General features: G+C 69.4%; 16 protein-coding genes. 5 read left to right on the top strand and 11 right to left on the bottom strand.

Annotated elements, in window-relative coordinates; genetic code table 11:
- Window positions 1–19: 19 nt before the first annotated feature.
- A complete protein-coding gene (locus tag QU602_RS15075; protein WP_308800195.1) occupies window positions 20–1,357 on the bottom strand; it encodes an MFS transporter in 1,338 nt (445 codons plus the stop codon).
- A 191-nt stretch (window positions 1,358–1,548) separates the two neighbouring features.
- On the opposite strand from QU602_RS15075, the gene QU602_RS15070 reads away from it, so the two are divergent.
- Window positions 1,549–1,752, top strand: a complete 204-nt coding sequence (locus tag QU602_RS15070; protein WP_308797271.1) for a hypothetical protein — start codon at window positions 1,549–1,551, stop codon at window positions 1,750–1,752.
- A gap of 58 nt (window positions 1,753–1,810) precedes the next feature.
- Here the strand turns inward: QU602_RS15070 and QU602_RS15065 are convergent, their stop codons facing one another.
- Together QU602_RS15065 and QU602_RS15060 are read right to left on the bottom strand one after the other, a co-directional pair.
- A complete protein-coding gene (locus QU602_RS15065) occupies window positions 1,811–3,892 on the bottom strand; it encodes an ABC transporter ATP-binding protein (RefSeq protein WP_308797270.1) in 2,082 nt (693 codons plus the stop codon).
- A gap of 61 nt (window positions 3,893–3,953) precedes the next feature.
- Window positions 3,954–5,687 carry an ABC transporter ATP-binding protein gene (locus QU602_RS15060; protein WP_308797269.1) on the bottom strand — a complete coding sequence of 578 codons (1,734 nt, stop codon included), beginning with the start codon at window positions 5,685–5,687 and terminating at the stop codon, window positions 3,954–3,956.
- Between the two features lie 335 nt (window positions 5,688–6,022).
- Here QU602_RS15060 and QU602_RS15055 point away from each other — a divergent pair, with 335 nt between their 5' ends.
- A complete protein-coding gene (locus QU602_RS15055; RefSeq protein ID WP_308797268.1) occupies window positions 6,023–7,000 on the top strand; it encodes a phosphodiesterase in 978 nt (325 codons plus the stop codon).
- Here the strand turns inward: QU602_RS15055 and QU602_RS15050 are convergent.
- On the bottom strand, window positions 6,975–8,591 hold the full coding sequence (locus QU602_RS15050; RefSeq protein ID WP_373692944.1) for a stealth family protein: 1,617 nt from the start codon (window positions 8,589–8,591) through the stop codon (window positions 6,975–6,977). The two genes, QU602_RS15055 and QU602_RS15050, sit on opposite strands and share 26 nt — an antisense overlap.
- 244 nt (window positions 8,592–8,835) lie before the next feature.
- On the opposite strand from QU602_RS15050, the gene QU602_RS15045 reads away from it, so the two are divergent.
- Both QU602_RS15045 and QU602_RS15040 read left to right on the top strand, forming a co-directional pair.
- Window positions 8,836–9,312, top strand: a complete 477-nt coding sequence (locus QU602_RS15045; RefSeq protein WP_308797267.1) for an SRPBCC family protein — start codon at window positions 8,836–8,838, stop codon at window positions 9,310–9,312.
- A gap of 34 nt (window positions 9,313–9,346) precedes the next feature.
- Window positions 9,347–10,816, top strand: a complete 1,470-nt coding sequence (locus QU602_RS15040; protein WP_308797266.1) for a phytoene desaturase family protein — start codon at window positions 9,347–9,349, stop codon at window positions 10,814–10,816.
- Window positions 10,817–10,864: 48 nt separating this feature from the next.
- Here the strand turns inward: QU602_RS15040 and QU602_RS15035 are convergent, their stop codons facing one another.
- The 3 genes from QU602_RS15035 to QU602_RS15025 are packed head-to-tail and all read right to left on the bottom strand — an operon-like array spanning window position 10,865 to window position 12,553.
- The gene (locus QU602_RS15035; RefSeq protein WP_308797265.1) at window positions 10,865–11,332 is read right to left on the bottom strand and encodes a hypothetical protein; all 468 of its coding nucleotides are present in this window, start codon (window positions 11,330–11,332) and stop codon (window positions 10,865–10,867) included.
- 44 nt (window positions 11,333–11,376) lie between these two features.
- On the bottom strand, window positions 11,377–11,670 hold the full coding sequence (locus QU602_RS15030; protein WP_308797264.1) for a DUF1905 domain-containing protein: 294 nt from the start codon (window positions 11,668–11,670) through the stop codon (window positions 11,377–11,379).
- Between the two features lie 37 nt (window positions 11,671–11,707).
- Complete coding sequence (locus QU602_RS15025; RefSeq protein WP_308797263.1) at window positions 11,708–12,553, bottom strand: NAD-dependent epimerase/dehydratase family protein; 846 nt, start codon at window positions 12,551–12,553, stop codon at window positions 11,708–11,710.
- Between the two features lie 94 nt (window positions 12,554–12,647).
- On the opposite strand from QU602_RS15025, the gene QU602_RS15020 reads away from it, so the two are divergent.
- Complete coding sequence (locus QU602_RS15020; RefSeq protein WP_308797262.1) at window positions 12,648–13,049, top strand: TFIIB-type zinc ribbon-containing protein; 402 nt, start codon at window positions 12,648–12,650, stop codon at window positions 13,047–13,049.
- 34 nt (window positions 13,050–13,083) lie between these two features.
- On the opposite strand, the gene QU602_RS15015 is transcribed toward QU602_RS15020, so the two are convergent.
- From QU602_RS15015 to QU602_RS15000, 4 genes are all read right to left on the bottom strand, one after another.
- The gene (locus tag QU602_RS15015; protein WP_308797261.1) at window positions 13,084–13,338 is read right to left on the bottom strand and encodes a three-helix bundle dimerization domain-containing protein; all 255 of its coding nucleotides are present in this window, start codon (window positions 13,336–13,338) and stop codon (window positions 13,084–13,086) included.
- A gap of 90 nt (window positions 13,339–13,428) precedes the next feature.
- A complete protein-coding gene (locus QU602_RS15010; RefSeq protein ID WP_308797260.1) occupies window positions 13,429–13,884 on the bottom strand; it encodes a VanZ family protein in 456 nt (151 codons plus the stop codon).
- Window positions 13,885–13,959: 75 nt separating this feature from the next.
- A complete protein-coding gene (locus QU602_RS15005) occupies window positions 13,960–14,379 on the bottom strand; it encodes a VOC family protein (RefSeq protein WP_308797259.1) in 420 nt (139 codons plus the stop codon).
- A 97-nt stretch (window positions 14,380–14,476) separates the two neighbouring features.
- Window positions 14,477–14,710, bottom strand: coding sequence for a YbdD/YjiX family protein (locus QU602_RS15000; RefSeq protein ID WP_308797258.1), 234 nt, complete (start codon window positions 14,708–14,710; stop codon window positions 14,477–14,479).
- Window positions 14,711–14,714 lie beyond the last annotated feature (4 nt).

Below are 14,714 nucleotides of genomic sequence, written 5' to 3'. Positions count from 1 at the left end.
GGTGTTCCCGGAGCCTGAGTCAGGCCTCTTCGGAACCGCCGCGACGGCGCGGACCACGGCGCGTGCGACGGGCGCGGCGAGGCGCGCGGGGCTCACGGAGGCCGATGTGGATGTGGGTCTTGCGGCGCTCGATGACGATGAACGTGATGCCGAGCGCCCACAGCGGGAACTGGGTGAGGAAGGCGAAGCGGAACGCCTCGAGCGTGTACGTCGACGGCGTGCCCGCCCCCTGCAGGTCCATCGCGATGCCGATGAACAGGATCGCGAGCAGGCCGGCGAAGAAGCCGCCGCCGTTGACGATGCCCGTCGCGGTGCTGAGGCGATGGCTCGGGTTGTACGTACGCGCGTGGTCGAACGCGATCATCGACGCCGGGCCGCCGGTGCCGAGGGCGAACGCGAGTACGAAGAGCAGCCAGAGCGGCGCCTCACCCGGCCAGAGGATCACGACGAGCCAGACGACCGCCTGGAACGCGACCGTCGGCAGCACGAGCATGGTCGACCGGCGCATCGGGTGCCGGCTCGAGAGCGCACCGATCACCGGCCCGGCGATGATGCCGAACACCACGAACGACGTGATGACCAGCGACGCGGTCGCCGGTGCCAGCCCCTCGCCGGCGGTCAGGAACGGGAAGCCCCACAGCATGACGAACGCGGTGCCCGCGAAGGGCGTCGCGAAGTGCGACCAGAACGCCAGCCGCGTCGCCGGATGCGCCCAGGACTGACGGAACCCTTGCCGGAGGTCGGCGGCGCTCGTGACCACCTGGATCGCGCCGGTCTGCGTGTCGACCGCGATGTCTGCGACCCGCCCGGGCGGCCGGTTGCGCACGATCAGGAAGATGAGCACCGCGAAGATCATGCCGAGACCGGCGAGACTGCCGAAGGCGATGCTCCACGTCGTGGCATGGAGCAGCGCCGCCAGCGGCAGGATCGACACGATCTGCCCCGTCTGGCCGATGATGCCGGTCAGCTGCACCATGATCGGATTCCGCTGCGACGGGAACCAGGTCGCGATGAGCCGCACCACGCTCGGGAAGACCGCGGCATCGCCTGCGCCGATGAGCACGCGCGCGACGATCCCGATGCCGACGTCGGAGGCGAACGCCATCACGAGCTGCCCCAACGCCATCAGCACCATGCCCGCCGCGATGATCGGACGCGCCCCGAACCGATCGAGGAGCAGCCCGACCGGGATCTGCATCGCGCCGTACACGAACAGCTGGATCACCGCGAACATCGACAGCGTCGAGGCATCCGCGTCGAACCGCACCGCCGCATCGGTGCCGACCGCCGAAAGCGACGTACGGTTCGTCACCGAGAGCACGTACCCGGCGATGCCGACCGACCACACCAGCCACATGCGCCACGGGCGCGCGGGGGCAAAGGGAGACGTCGTCACGAGATTCCCAGCCTACGCCCGGCGCAGACACATTGTGAGGACGGCAATGGGGCCTGGTATGCGCCTTCCAAGGCCGAAAGGCGTCCTCACGCTGCTGGTGTCGTGGGTGAGTTCGGCATAGCGTCGTGGCAAGCACATGAGAGGAGGACGACATGACCGATTTCGTCGATCCGCTGGAAGAGCCGCTCGGCCTCGATGCCCGAGGCGGTCTGCCGGACGAGTTCCGGGACGAGATGTACGAGGTCCAGGAGGACTCCCCGGAAGCCGACGAGCGCGCTGCGCGCGGCGAGGACCCGGGCGCCATCGGCGGCGACCGCGACAATGCGCTCGAGATCGAGGGCCGCGACGACGTGTGAACACGACGGGCGGATGTCTCAGTGAGACATCCGCCCGTCGCCTGGTGCTGAGCTCGCGCTACACCTTCGCCGCGTCGCTCTCCGACTCGTCGGCGGCGCTCGCGCCGGTCGACTCAGGATCGCCCTCGATGACCGTGCCCTGCTCGGCCGCGAGCTGCGCGTCGAGATCGGTCGCGGCCTGCTCGAACTGCGAGTTGTAGAGACGGTAGTAGGCGCCCTTCGCTCTGATCAGCTCGTCGTGGCTGCCCTGCTCGACGATGTCGCCGTGCTCCATCACGAGGATGAGGTCCGCGTCGCGGATCGTCGACAGCCGGTGCGCGATCACGAACGACGTACGCCCCTCGCGCAGCGCGGCCATGGCGTTCTGCAGCAACAGCTCGGTGCGGGTGTCGACCGACGAGGTGGCCTCGTCGAGGATGAGCACCGACGGCTGCGACACGAACGCGCGTGCGATCGTGATGAGCTGCTTCTCACCCGCCGAGACGTTGGCGGCGTCCTCGTCGAGCTCCGTGTCGTAGCCCTCGGGGAGCGAGTGCACGAACCGGTCGACATACGTCGCCTTCGCCGCGGCCACGATCTCGTCGTCGGTCGCCGACTGGCGACCGTACCGGATGTTCTCGCGGATCGTGCCGGCGAACAGCCACGGGTCCTGCAGCACCATGCCGGTGCGGGCGCGCACATCGTGCCGCGTGAGCGCGGCGATGTCTTGCCCGTTCAGCAGGATGCGGCCGCCGTCGAGCTCGTAGAACCGCATGATCAGGTTCACGAGCGTGGTCTTGCCGGCACCCGTCGGCCCGACGATCGCGACCGTCTGACCGGGCTCGACGCGGAACGACAGGTCACGGATGAGCGGACGATCCGGGTGGTACGAGAACGAGACGTTCTCGAACTGGATCGTGCCGTCGCCGTCGACCGGCGCCGGGGCGTCGGCGGCGTCGGGCTCCTGCTCGTCTTCGTCGAGCAGCAGGAACACGCGCTCCGCCGAGGCGGTGCCCGACTGCACGACCGCCGCCATGCCGCCGAGTTCCGACAGCGGCTGCGTGAACTGCTGCGAGTACTGCATGAACGCCTGCACATCGCCGAGACGCAACTGGCCGCTCGCGACCATGAGCCCGCCGAGCACCGCGATGCCCACGTACGTGAGGTTCCCGATGAAGGTCATGCCCGGCATGATCATGCCCGACAGGAACTGCGCCTTGAACGCGGCCTGGTACAGCTCCTCGTTGTCCTCGCGGAACTTGTCGAGGGAATCGCGCTCGCGGCCGAAGACCTTGACGAGCGCGTGACCCGAGAAGGACTCCTCGACGCGGGCGTTCAACCGCCCGACCTTGCGCCACTGGATGCCGAACGCCTTCTGCGACTTCGGGCCGATGATGCCGAAGATCACGCCCATGAGCGGGAGCGCCACGAGCGCGACCAGCGCGAGCTGCCACGAGATCGAGAACATGGCGATCAGCACGCCGACGACGGTGAGCACCGAGGTCACCACGGTCGACAGCGACTGCTGCATCGTCTGCGTGATGTTGTCGATGTCGTTCGTCACGCGAGAGATCAGCTCACCGCGCTGGACCCGGTCGAAGTACCGGAGCGGCAGGCGGTTGATCTTCGCCTCGACGTCTTCACGGAGCTGCCACATGGTGCGCACCATGATGATGTTGATCACGAAGCCCTGGAGCCACGTCAGGATCGACGCCGCGATGTAGAGCATCAGCACGAGCATGATCACCTGGCTGAGCGCGACGAAATCGACACCCTCACCCGGCCGGAAGTGGTCCATCGCCGCGACCATGTTGGCGAAGTCGTTCTGCCCCGCCGCGCGGAGCCCTTCGACCGCCTGGTCTTGCGTGATGCCGACCGGCAGGCTCGCGGTGACGACGCCCTCGAACACGATGTTCGTGGCCTCGCCGAGCACCTTCGGGGCGATCACGGTGAGCAGGACGCCCAGTGCGCCGAGGATGGAGACGAAGATGAAGCCGACGGCGTGCGGTTTCAGCAGGCCGATGAGCCGCCCGAAGCTCTTGCCGAAGTTGTCGGCCTTGCCGGGCGCGACGCTGTCCCACGAGTCGGACGCGATGCGCGCCTGCTCGCCGAGCTCGAGTTCGAGCCGTTCTTCTTCGCTGAGGGGAGTTGGGGTGCTCATCGTGCGGCCTCCGCGACGGTGTGACGGGGGGTGGGGATGGAGGTGGGGACGGCGTGGCCGGTCATCGCGCCGCCTCCGCTCCGAGCTGGGATTCGACGATCTCGCGGTAGGTGCGGCACGTCTCGAGGAGCTCCTCGTGCGTACCCACGCCGACCATGCCGCCGTCTTCGAGGACGACGATGCGATCGGCCTCGGTGATGGTCGACACGCGCTGCGCGACGACGATCTTCGTCACGTCGGGCAGCTCGCGCCAGAGCGCCTTCCTGAGCAGCATGTCGGTCGTGAGGTCGAGCGCCGAGAACGAGTCGTCGAACACGAGCACGTCGGGCCGGTGCACGATCGCGCGGGCGATCGAGATCCGCTGACGCTGACCGCCCGAGACGTTCGTGCCGCCCTGGGAGATGCGTGCGTTCAGGCCGCCCTCCATCTCGGCGACGAAGTCGCGACCCTGCGCGATCTCAAGCGCGTGCCACAGCTCCTCATCGGTCGCGTCCTCGCGACCGAACCGAAGGTTCGACGCGACGGTGCCATTGAAGAGGAACGGGCGCTGCGGCACGAGCCCGATCGTCGACCAGAGCCGGTCGAGGTCGGCCTCGCGCACGTCGACGCCGTTCACGAGCACAGAGCCGCCTGTCGCGTCGAACAGCCGAGGGATGAGCGAGACGAGCGTGGTCTTGCCCGCACCGGTCGAGCCGACGATCGCGACGGTCTCGCCGCGCCGGGCCTCGAACGAGATCCCCGAGATCACGGGCTGCTCTGCACCCGGATACGCGAACTCGGTGTCCCGGAACTCGACCGTGCCCGGCGTCGGGAACTCGGTGATCGGGTTCGCGGGACGCTCCAGCGTCGAGCGGCTGCTGAGGACCTCGCCGATGCGCTCGGCCGAGACCGCGGCGCGCGGGATCATCATCGTCATGAAGCTCGCCATGAGCACGCCCATGAGGATGAGCCCGACGTACTGCATGAACGCGAAGAGCGTGCCGATCTCGACGGTGCCGGCGTCGACCTCGATCGCGCCGAACCAGATCACGCCGACGATGGTCACGTTGAGGATGAGCATCGCGAGCGGGAACAGCAGCACGAAGAGCGAGCCCACCTTGCGGCCGACGACCATGATGTCGGTGTTCGCGACCCGGAAGCGGTCAGCCTCGATGGGTTCGCGCACGAACGCGCGCACCACCCGGATGCCCGTGAGCTGCTCGCGCATGATGCGGTTCACGTTGTCGAGCTTCTTCTGGAACTGGCGGAACAGCGGCACCATGCGGCTGATGATCAGGACGGCCATGATGAGCAGCGCCGGCACGGCGACCGCGATCAGCCAGCTCAGGCCGAGGTCTTGCCGCAGCGCCATGACGATGCCGCCGATGGCGAGCAGCGGTGCCGTGATGAGGAACGTCGCGCTCATCATCGTCAGCATCTGCACCTGCTGCACGTCATTGGTGTTGCGGGTGATCAGCGAGCCGGGCCCGAACTGGGAGACCTCGCGCTCCGAGAAGCCGCTCACCCGCTCGTAGACATCGTTGCGGATGTCTCGGCCGAGACGCATGGCCGCCTTGGCGGCGAAGTAGGTCGCGATGATCGAGGCGGTGATCTGGCCGAGCGAGATGGTCAGCATGGTGAGGCCGCTCGACCAGATGTAGGCCGTGTCGGCCTGGGCGACGCCGTTGTTGATGATGTCGGCGGTGAGATCAGGCAAGGCCAGGTTGCCGAAGGCGGCGGCGGTCTGGAAGACCAGGACGCCGATCAGCAACAGCCAGTACGGTTTCAAATAACGGACGAGGAGCTTTCCGAGCATGAGATCTCCGGGAGCGGGGAACGGGGAGGACGACGACCGCCACGGCGAGTTCGTTCGCGCGCAGGCAGCCCTCGGTGTGCGGAATCGCACCCCCAATGCGCCCGCACAGCGTTACAACTTCTCACTTTCGAGGGTCTGGAATCAAGCTAAACCGACCCTCTGACACGGACGTTCACCGTGGGCTGAATTCATGCGTTTTGATGATTTGTCCCCCGTGTCCTCCCGCGCAGAACCCGCACACGCCGTATTCACCGGCCGTTCAGACGCGGGTGATCGGCTAGTGTCGCGCGCAAGAAGCCCGATGCTGCGCAACATCCGAGACGATGGGAATCCTCGTGACGAGCCGAACGGCCGAACACCCGCGGCCGAGTCATTTCCTTCTGCACATCAGCGACACCCACCTGCTCGGCGGCGGTCGTACCCTCTACGATCGCGTCGCGAGCGAGCGGCACCTCCGGCAGCTCTTCGACGAGTTCGAGGCATCCGGCGGCCGTCCCGACGCGATCGTCTTCACGGGCGACCTCGCCGACAAAGGCGAGGCCGACGCCTACGCGCGGCTCCGCCGCATCGTCGACCCGGCCGCCGAGCGGCTCGGCGCCGACGTCATCTGGGTCATGGGAAACCACGACGACCGGTCCGAGTTCCGGCGCGGACTGCTCGGTCAGCCCGCCGGCGGCACCCGCCCGGTCGACCGCGTCGACGACGTGCACGGTCTCCGCGTCATCACCCTCGACACGACCGTCCCCGGCCACCACCACGGCGAGGTCACGGGCGACCAGCTCGACTGGCTGGCCGAGGAGCTCGCGACGGATGCTCCGTACGGCACGATCCTCGCCATGCATCACCCGCCCGTGCCGAGCGTGCTCGACCTGGCCGCCTCCGTCGAGCTCCGCGACCAGTACGCGCTCGCCGAGGTCATCGCGGGCAGCGACATCCGCTCCATCCTCGCCGGCCACCTGCACTACTCGTCGTCGGCCACGTTCGCGGACATCCCCGTGTCCGTGGCATCCGCCACCTGCTACACGCAGGACCTGAACGTGCCGGTCGGCGGCACGCGCGGGCGCGACGGCGCGCGCGCCTTCAATCTCGTGCACGTCTACCCGTCGACCGTGCTGCACTCGGTCGTCCCGCTCGGTGCCTTCCCCGCGCTCGACTACATCGACGCCGAGGAGAGCGCACGTCGTCTCGGCGTCGCCGGCGTGAGCTTCCTGCCGGCCGGAGGCGATGCGCTGCCCGAGCTGACCGGCGCGGCCGACGGCCTCGAACGGCGCTTCGCGCAGGGGCCGTTCACCGAGCCGATTCTGCTGCCGTAGGCGGCGTGATCGCGACGGGCGAGGTCGTCCCCGCGTCGGGCCCCGCGTCCTTCTCCCACGGGGCGGGGAACGGGAAGTAGCGTTCGAGGAAGGCGGTGACCGCAGCCGTGCGCACCTCGACCGGGATCTCGGGACGCGAGCCGTCGTTCAGGCAGAACATGTCCTGGTCGCGTCGCTTCAGCAGCCGGTCCATCGCGGGCAGCGCCCGCTGCAGGGTCGTCTCGATGTACTGCACGCGCGCGTTCTGCTGCACAACTGCCTTGCCGGTCATGAGCGCGTAGTAGTGGTAGAGCGAGTTGGTCACCGAGATGTCCGTCGCCGACCGGAACTGCGCGCGCGCCGTCCGCCTGAACTCCTCCGGGAAGGTTCCCTCGAGCTCGGCCATCACACTGCGTCGGAGCGGCGCCGCGCAGTGCTCGAGGTGCCTCGTCGTCACCTTGCCGAACCGGCCGGCGAGCAGGGCGCGGTTCACGCGCGCCGCGTTCTCGAACCCGCTGCGCTCGGGTGCCGACTCGCCGAGACCGATCCGAGTGCCCGCCTCGACGAACTTCGTGATGCCACCCGGTGAGAAGAACAGATCGGGCGACACCGGCCTGCCGAAGAACATGTCGTCGTTGGAGTACAGGAAGTGCTCGGCGAGCCCGTCGATGTGGTGCAGCCGGCTCTCGACGGCGTGCGAGTTGTGCGTCGGCAACGACTCGGGGTCGCTGAAGAACTCCTCGCTGCGCACGATGCGCACGCGCGGGTGCTCCGCGAGCCATGCGGGGGCGGGGGAGTCGGTGGCGATGAAGATCCGCCGCACCCACGGCGCGAAGAGGTAGACGCTGCGTAACGCGTACTTCAGTTCGTCGATCTGGCGATAGCGCGCCTCCGAGTCGTCGCCCTCGCCGACGACGTAACTCTGCATGCGCTTCGCCCGCTCGCGCAGGAACTCGTCGCTCGACCCGTCGACCCACGAGAACACCAGGTCGATGTCGAAGTCGACGTCGCTCGCGAGCGGCTGCCACATGTGCTCGAGCGTCCGCCAGGTCGTGCCGTAGCGCTCGACGGACTCTTCGACGGCCTCACCGCGCGGCAGCGTCGTGCGCATGAGGGCGTTCGGCAGCGGCGCCTCGATCGTCTCCTCGCCGAACCGCCACAGCTCGAGCTGCACCGCGGTCTGCTTGCCGTACCGCAGCCGCCCGAGCGGTTCGATCCTCGGCCGGTAGAGGCGGAACGCGTTGGCCTTGCGATGCGCCGCCAGCTGCCCGTCGGCGAGCAGCACGGGCGCGGTCTCCCTGGCCTTTCCCGGCGCGATCGGTGCCGAATAGAACGGCTCGTCCGCGAATGCCCGGGCGAAGGCACGCGCGAGCGCCTTGCGCTGCGCGCGGTCCACCGCGATGACCGGCCGCATGCCGTCCGCGCGCACCAGGAGGTGCGGGATGCCCGCATCGTCGAGGACCCGACGGATCGCCAGGAGATCCTCCACCATCGACGCGTGGGGCGTCTGGTGCCCGTTGCGCAGGGCGTACTCGCCCTTGCGCACGACGATGTCGTCGCGATCGAACCGCCGGGTGCCGCGGACGAGCACCAGCTCGGGCTCGTCGGCGATCGCGAAGCTCGGCGGCGGTGCGGGTTCGGCATGCGTGAAAGCGGTGGGCCGGGCGGCGGGATCGCGGTCGGTCACGTCTCGGGGGTCTCCTCACGGTGGTCGTGCTGGGGCTGGACTTCTGGTCCTGGGAGTCTGATTGTATGGCCGCGCGGGCATTGCCCGGCACCGCTTGACTCGTCAAGCCCGTGCGGCCGACGGGCGCCTCCGCCTAGGGTCGTGAGCAGGCGACCTGGAGGAGACATCCGTGGCACGTAACGTCCGAGTCATGAACTGCCCACCCGAGGCGGTCTTCGAGGTCCTCGCCGACGCGTGGCTCTACCCGTCGTGGGTGGTCGGCGCCTCGCGCATGCGCGATGTCGACGAGGCATGGCCCGCCGAGGGCGCGAGGCTGCACCACTCGGTGGGTACCTGGCCGCTCGTGATCGACGATGAGACGCGCTCCCTCGAGTGGGAGCCGCCGCACCGCATGCGGCTACGTGCCAAGGGCTGGCCGCTCGGCGAGGCCCACGTCGTCATCGACGTCAAGCCACGGGGCGACGGCTGCGTCGTGCGGATCCAGGAAGAGGCCGTCGAAGGTCCCGGGTCGTGGGTGCCGAGATTCCTCACCGAGCCCGCCTTGCGGGTCCGGAACGCCGAGACGCTGCAGCGGCTCGCCTATCTCGCCGAGGGCCGGCACCGCACCGGGCAGGCCGAGGCCGAGCCGGTGCCGGACGCGGAATGAGGCGGGTGACGTCGGAGAACGGATGAGTCAGCGGATGTCTCGGGAAGCGTATGACGCGATCGTCGTCGGGGCCGGGCCGAACGGGCTCGCCGCCGCGGTGACGCTCGCGCGGGCGGGGCTCGCGGTGCGCGTGTACGAGCGCAATGAGACGCCGGGCGGTGGTGCCCGCACGTCCGAACTGACCCTGCCCGGATTCACACACGACGTGTGCTCCGCGGTGCATCCGCTCGCGTTCGCGTCACACTTCTTCCGGGAGTTCGGCCTCACCAGGCGAGTCGAGTTCGTCGTGCCCGAGCTGTCCTTCGCGCATCCGCTGGACGGTGGTCGCGCCGCGCTCGCGTGGCGCGACCTCGAGCGGACGGCCGAAGGGCTCGGCCGCGACGGTGCCGCCTACCGCTCGCTCATGCAGCCGCTGGTCACGCACCTGCGTGGGGTCGCCGACTTCACCGGTTCGGCGTTGCTCCGTGTCCCGGCCGACCCCATCACCGCGTTGCGATTCGGTCTCCGGGCGCTCGAGCAGGGCAGCCCGGCCTGGGACGCCCGGTTCGAGGAGGATCTCGCGCCCGCGTTGCTCACGGGCGTCGCCGCGCACACCATCCTCCCGCTCCCGAGCCTTGCGGCTGCCGGTGCCGGGCTCTCGCTCGCGACCTACGCGCACACCGTAGGCTGGCCGATCCCCAGAGGCGGCAGCCAAGCGATCATCACGGCGCTCGTCGACGACCTCGTCGCGCACGGAGGCGAGCTCATCACCGGGCATGAGGTGACCTCGATCGACGAGCTGCCGCCCGCGCGGGCCGTGCTGCTCGACGTCACGCCGCGCGCACTCGCCGAGCTCGCGGGCTCACGCTTGCCCGGCCGGTACGTCGCCGCGCTCGACCGGTTCCGCTACGGCAACGGGGTCGCGAAGGTCGACTTCGCCCTGTCGGGCCCGGTTCCGTGGCGCGATCGCGAGCTCGCCACCGCGGGCACCGTCCACGTCGGCGGCACCCGCGCCGAGATCGCGGCCGCCGAGAACGCGGTGACGCGCGGCATGCACCCGGAGGCTCCGTATGTGCTGGTGTCGCAGCCGTCGGTGTTCGACCCCGGCCGCGCGCCCGCCGGCCAGCAGTCGCTCTGGACCTACACGCACGTGCCGCGCGGTTCCAACATCGACCGTGCCGAAGCCGTGACTGCGCAGATCGAGCGTTTCGCGCCCGGATTCCGGGACACCATCCTCGCGACGGCGTCGAGCACCGCCGTCGAGGTGGAAGCGCACAACCCCAATTACGTGCTCGGCGACATCTCGTCGGGCGAGCCCGACGTGTGGCAGCTGCTCAAGCGCCCGGTGATCTCGCGCGACCCCTGGCGCACGCCCGCACGCGGGGTGTACCTGTGCGGCGCCTCGGCCGCGCCGGGGCCCGGCGTGCACGGGCTCGGTGGCTGGTACGCGGCGCTCAGCGCCCTCAAGCACGAGTTCGGTACCCGGATCCGGCCGGACCTGTCCCCGCGCGAGCCTCGCTCCTAGGGCGTGTCTCCCACCTGGTCGCCGTCGCGAGCAGGTGGGAGACACAACCTAGGGTGTGCCGGTGTACGCGAGGTCGGGATCGCTCGTACACACGGCCCGGACCGTCGCGTATGACGGGTCGGTCGGATGGAAGTTCGCCGCACGGCTCACACCCTCGCCCCAGCCGGTCACGTAGCCGGTCGCCTCGTCGATCGTCGGCTCGCCGCCGATCGCCACGATCACGGACCTTCCCCGGTCGACGTCGACCCCGCGCGGCAGGTCCTCGCGCTGGGAGAGGCGGCGATCGAGGAGCCAGGGATGCTCCCCGGGGCAGGTGAACGAATCAATGGGTAGCCAGACCGCCTGGTGATCCTGCAACGGCGGCAGCGAGGTCGCGCGCCACGCGACCACCGGCTCGGTGTCGGGGCCCCAGTCGGACGCTGCATGAGCGGCGTGGGCCGCCGCGGGCGCGAGCAGCCCGAGACATCCGGAGACGACGAGGACGAATGCCGAGGCGACACCACGTGTAGATTGCATATCAGTACTCTAGGGACGCAGGCTGACCTCCGCAATGGGGCGGATCAGATGTCGACGAGCTCGAGCTCGACCGTGACCGGCGCGCCTTCTTCGAGCGCCTCGGCCTCGCGCACGGCCTTCTTCACGGGCAGCACGTACGCGCCCTGCGTCGAGTCGGGAAAGATCGACGTCGACCAGCGTGACCCGCCGACCCGCACCCGGACCTTCACCGCGCCGAACCCGCGCGGCGGCCGCGGAACCTCACCGATGTCGGCGGATGCCTCGGCCGGCAGCGTCACGAAGTACCACTCGGCACGCGATCGCCATTCCCAGAGCGGTGCGGTGAACCGGAAGCGCATGCGCCGAGCGTACTCGCTCAGTCGCTGACGCACTCGCTCAGTCGCTGACGTGATCGCGCCACGAGAACGCCGGCTCGTAGCCGAGCTCGCGCCGCGCCTTGTCGATCGACAGCATCGTGTCGTGCACGCCCAGCTCGCCCCGCACCTCGACGCCGGGGAAGACCTCGGCCACGAGCTCCGCATTCGGCCTCGACATGACGGTGTCCGCCGCGGCGATCACATAGCGTTCGAAGCCCGGCTTCGCCGTCGCGAGCGCCCGGCTCACCGCCTGCGCGCCATCGCGGGCGTCGACGTAGCCCCACAGGTTCCACTTGCGCGCCCGGGCATCGGCGTCGAACGCGGGGAACGCCGCATAGTCCTCGGGATCCATCACATTCGAGAATCGGAGCGCCGTGATCGACAGCTCGGGGTCCCAGCGCACCAGGTGCTCCGCGAGCTGCTCCTCGAGGTGTTTCACGAGCGAGTAGGTCGACTCGGGGCGCGTCACGTCCTCGTCGACCGGGATGTACGGCGGCGGCACGTCGAACGGCAGTCCGAGCACGGTCTCGCTCGATGCCGTCACGACGCGCCGCACCCCGGCACGCCGCGCCCCCTGCAGCACGTTGAAGGTCGACAGCATGTTGTTGTGGAACGTCGCCACGTCGCTCATCAGCCCCGGCGCCGGCACCGCAGCGAGGTGCACGATCGCGTCCACGCCCGCGTGCTGCTCGTCGATGCCCGAGATCGCGTCGAGCACCTGACCGGCATCCGAGAGGTCGACGATGACGACACGACCGCGCTCGCCGGCCCGATCGAGGTTCACCACCTCGTGACCCTCGTCGTGGAGCGTGCGGACGACGGTACGGCCGAGCTTGCCCGAGCCGCCGGTGACGATGATGCGCATGGGGCAAGTCTGACACCGAGGGGGACTCGGAAGCATTCCCACAGCTCGGCTGCCTATGCTCGTCCGGAGACCCTTGACGGACGAAGGAGCCCCCATGCAGTGCCCCAACGACGGCGCGGTGCTCGTGATGAGCGAGCGCAGCGGCATCGAGATCGACTACTGCCCGACGTGCCGCGGCGTGTGGCTCGATCGCGGTGAGCTCGACAAGATCATCGAGCGCGCCGGCCAGGAGTTCCAGGCGCCGGCCGCACCGCAGCAGGCCGCACCGCAGCAGGCCGCACCGCAGCCGCCGTATCCGCCGCAGGGGTACCCGCAGCAGACCTCGCAGAACCCGCTCGACCTGCTTCGCCAGATGGGCGGCCGCGACCGCGACTACCCCGAGCAGCGCCGCGACGACCGTCGCTACGACGACCGCCGCCACGACGACCGAGGCTACGACCAGGGCTACCCCCGGAAGAAGAAGAAGGACAACTGGCTCAGCGACCTGTTCGACTGAGCGCTCCGCGCGCCTTCGTCACGAGCGGCGGTGATCAGCTGACCGGACCGGCCGCTGGGTCATCCGACTCCGTGGCGAGCGGCGTCGCCTCGGCGCCCTCCGTGCGGAGCCGGTCGCGCGCATCGTGTTCGACGAGTACCGGCACGTACTCGCGGATGGGGTTGCCGTCGAGCTCGTGGTGCTCTTCGTCGACGACCTCGGCGATGTGCTCCCGGTCGGCCGTCGGGAACCGTTCGGCGAGACGGTCGATGACCTGGTCGACTGCGCGGTCTTCTTCGTCGGTGTGCATGGCGTCAGTCTGAGCACGCCGCCGTCACGCGACAAGCCTGCCGAGGGGCACCCGGCGAGAGTTCACCCAGAGTTCAGCCCGCGCGGTCGGTCAGCGCGCGACGCGCGCCCGATCAGCCGATCGGTTCATCGCGTGCCAGGCGAGGCGGACGAGCCGACCCAGACCCACCAGGGCGATCCCGATCACGGCGCCGCCGGTGTTCGCGAGCAGATCGCGCGGGTCGGAGATGCGGTCGGCGAGGGGGATCTGCACGAGTTCGATCGCGAGGCTCGCGGTGCCCGCGGCGGCCAGCGCACCGAGCCACTTCCGCGGACCCGCGATGAGGGCGAACAACACCCCGATCGGCACGAACATGACGATGTTCGCCGTGAACTCGAAGGGCGACCCGATGGCCCAGGTCGAGCGCTCGAACCAGATCGAGGGCGTGAGCACACCGAACGGCGCCTCGTATCCGACGGCGTCCCACGGCACCGGGCCGAGCGTCGCCCACGCGACGATCGCGAGATACGCCGCGGTCACCACCGGAAGCGCGACACGTCGGGACATGCCGCAAGCGTTGCGCGGGATCCTATGAAGCCGCCGTGGGCACGCGGCGAGTCGCCTGGGTGCGCGTCGCGGCGGCTACTGGTTGTCGGGGCCGGCGATGTTCACGAGCCAGCTGATGCCGAATCGGTCGACGAGCATGCCGAACGCGTCCCCCCACGGCGCGACCTCGAGCGGCTGCACGACGGTTCCGCCCGCGATGAGCCCATCCCAATAGCGGCGCAGCGTCGCATCGTCGTCTCCCGAGAGTGACAACGAGATGCCCGCAGCCGGCGTATAGGTCATCGTCGACGGCGTATCCGCGGCCATGATCGTCTGCCCGGCCTCGGTCGTGAGCTGCCCGTGCATGAGCTTGTCGGCATCGGCCGGGCTGTCGTTCTGCCCGTACTCGCTGAAGGTGCTGGTGTTCAGCTCGCCGCCGAACACCGACTGGTAGAACTCGAGCGCCTCGCGCGCGTTGTCCTTGAAGTTGAGGTAGGGGTTGAGCAGCACGGCCATGAGCATTCCTCTCGTTCGAAGCGTCCGCGCCGATTCTGCTCGCATTGCGGGCGCACCGGTAGCCCCGCAATGCCGGAATACCGAGTCGCCCCGCCCGTCAGCAGCAGCGCGCGCCGGGGTTCGCGTCGCGATCGTCGTCGCGCGCGCGCCAGAAGGCGCGCTCGGTGAGCGGCGCGACATCGGGGTGATGGCGCCGGTGATGTTCGAGATACGTCTCGTAGGCGCGGTCGCCCATGAGATTCGTCAGCCACCAGCGGATGCCTCGCGCGGCGCGCGCGGGAGACATCCGGCTCGTCGACCGGATGCCTCCCGCGCTCGAGTCGTCGCTCATCGCG

It is taken from the genome of Agromyces protaetiae (assembly GCF_030866785.1).
In the GTDB taxonomy this organism is placed as follows: domain Bacteria; phylum Actinomycetota; class Actinomycetes; order Actinomycetales; family Microbacteriaceae; genus Agromyces; species Agromyces silvae.
The sequence above is the reverse complement of the archived record's forward strand: the minus strand, read 5'-3'. Positions and strand labels throughout refer to the sequence as shown.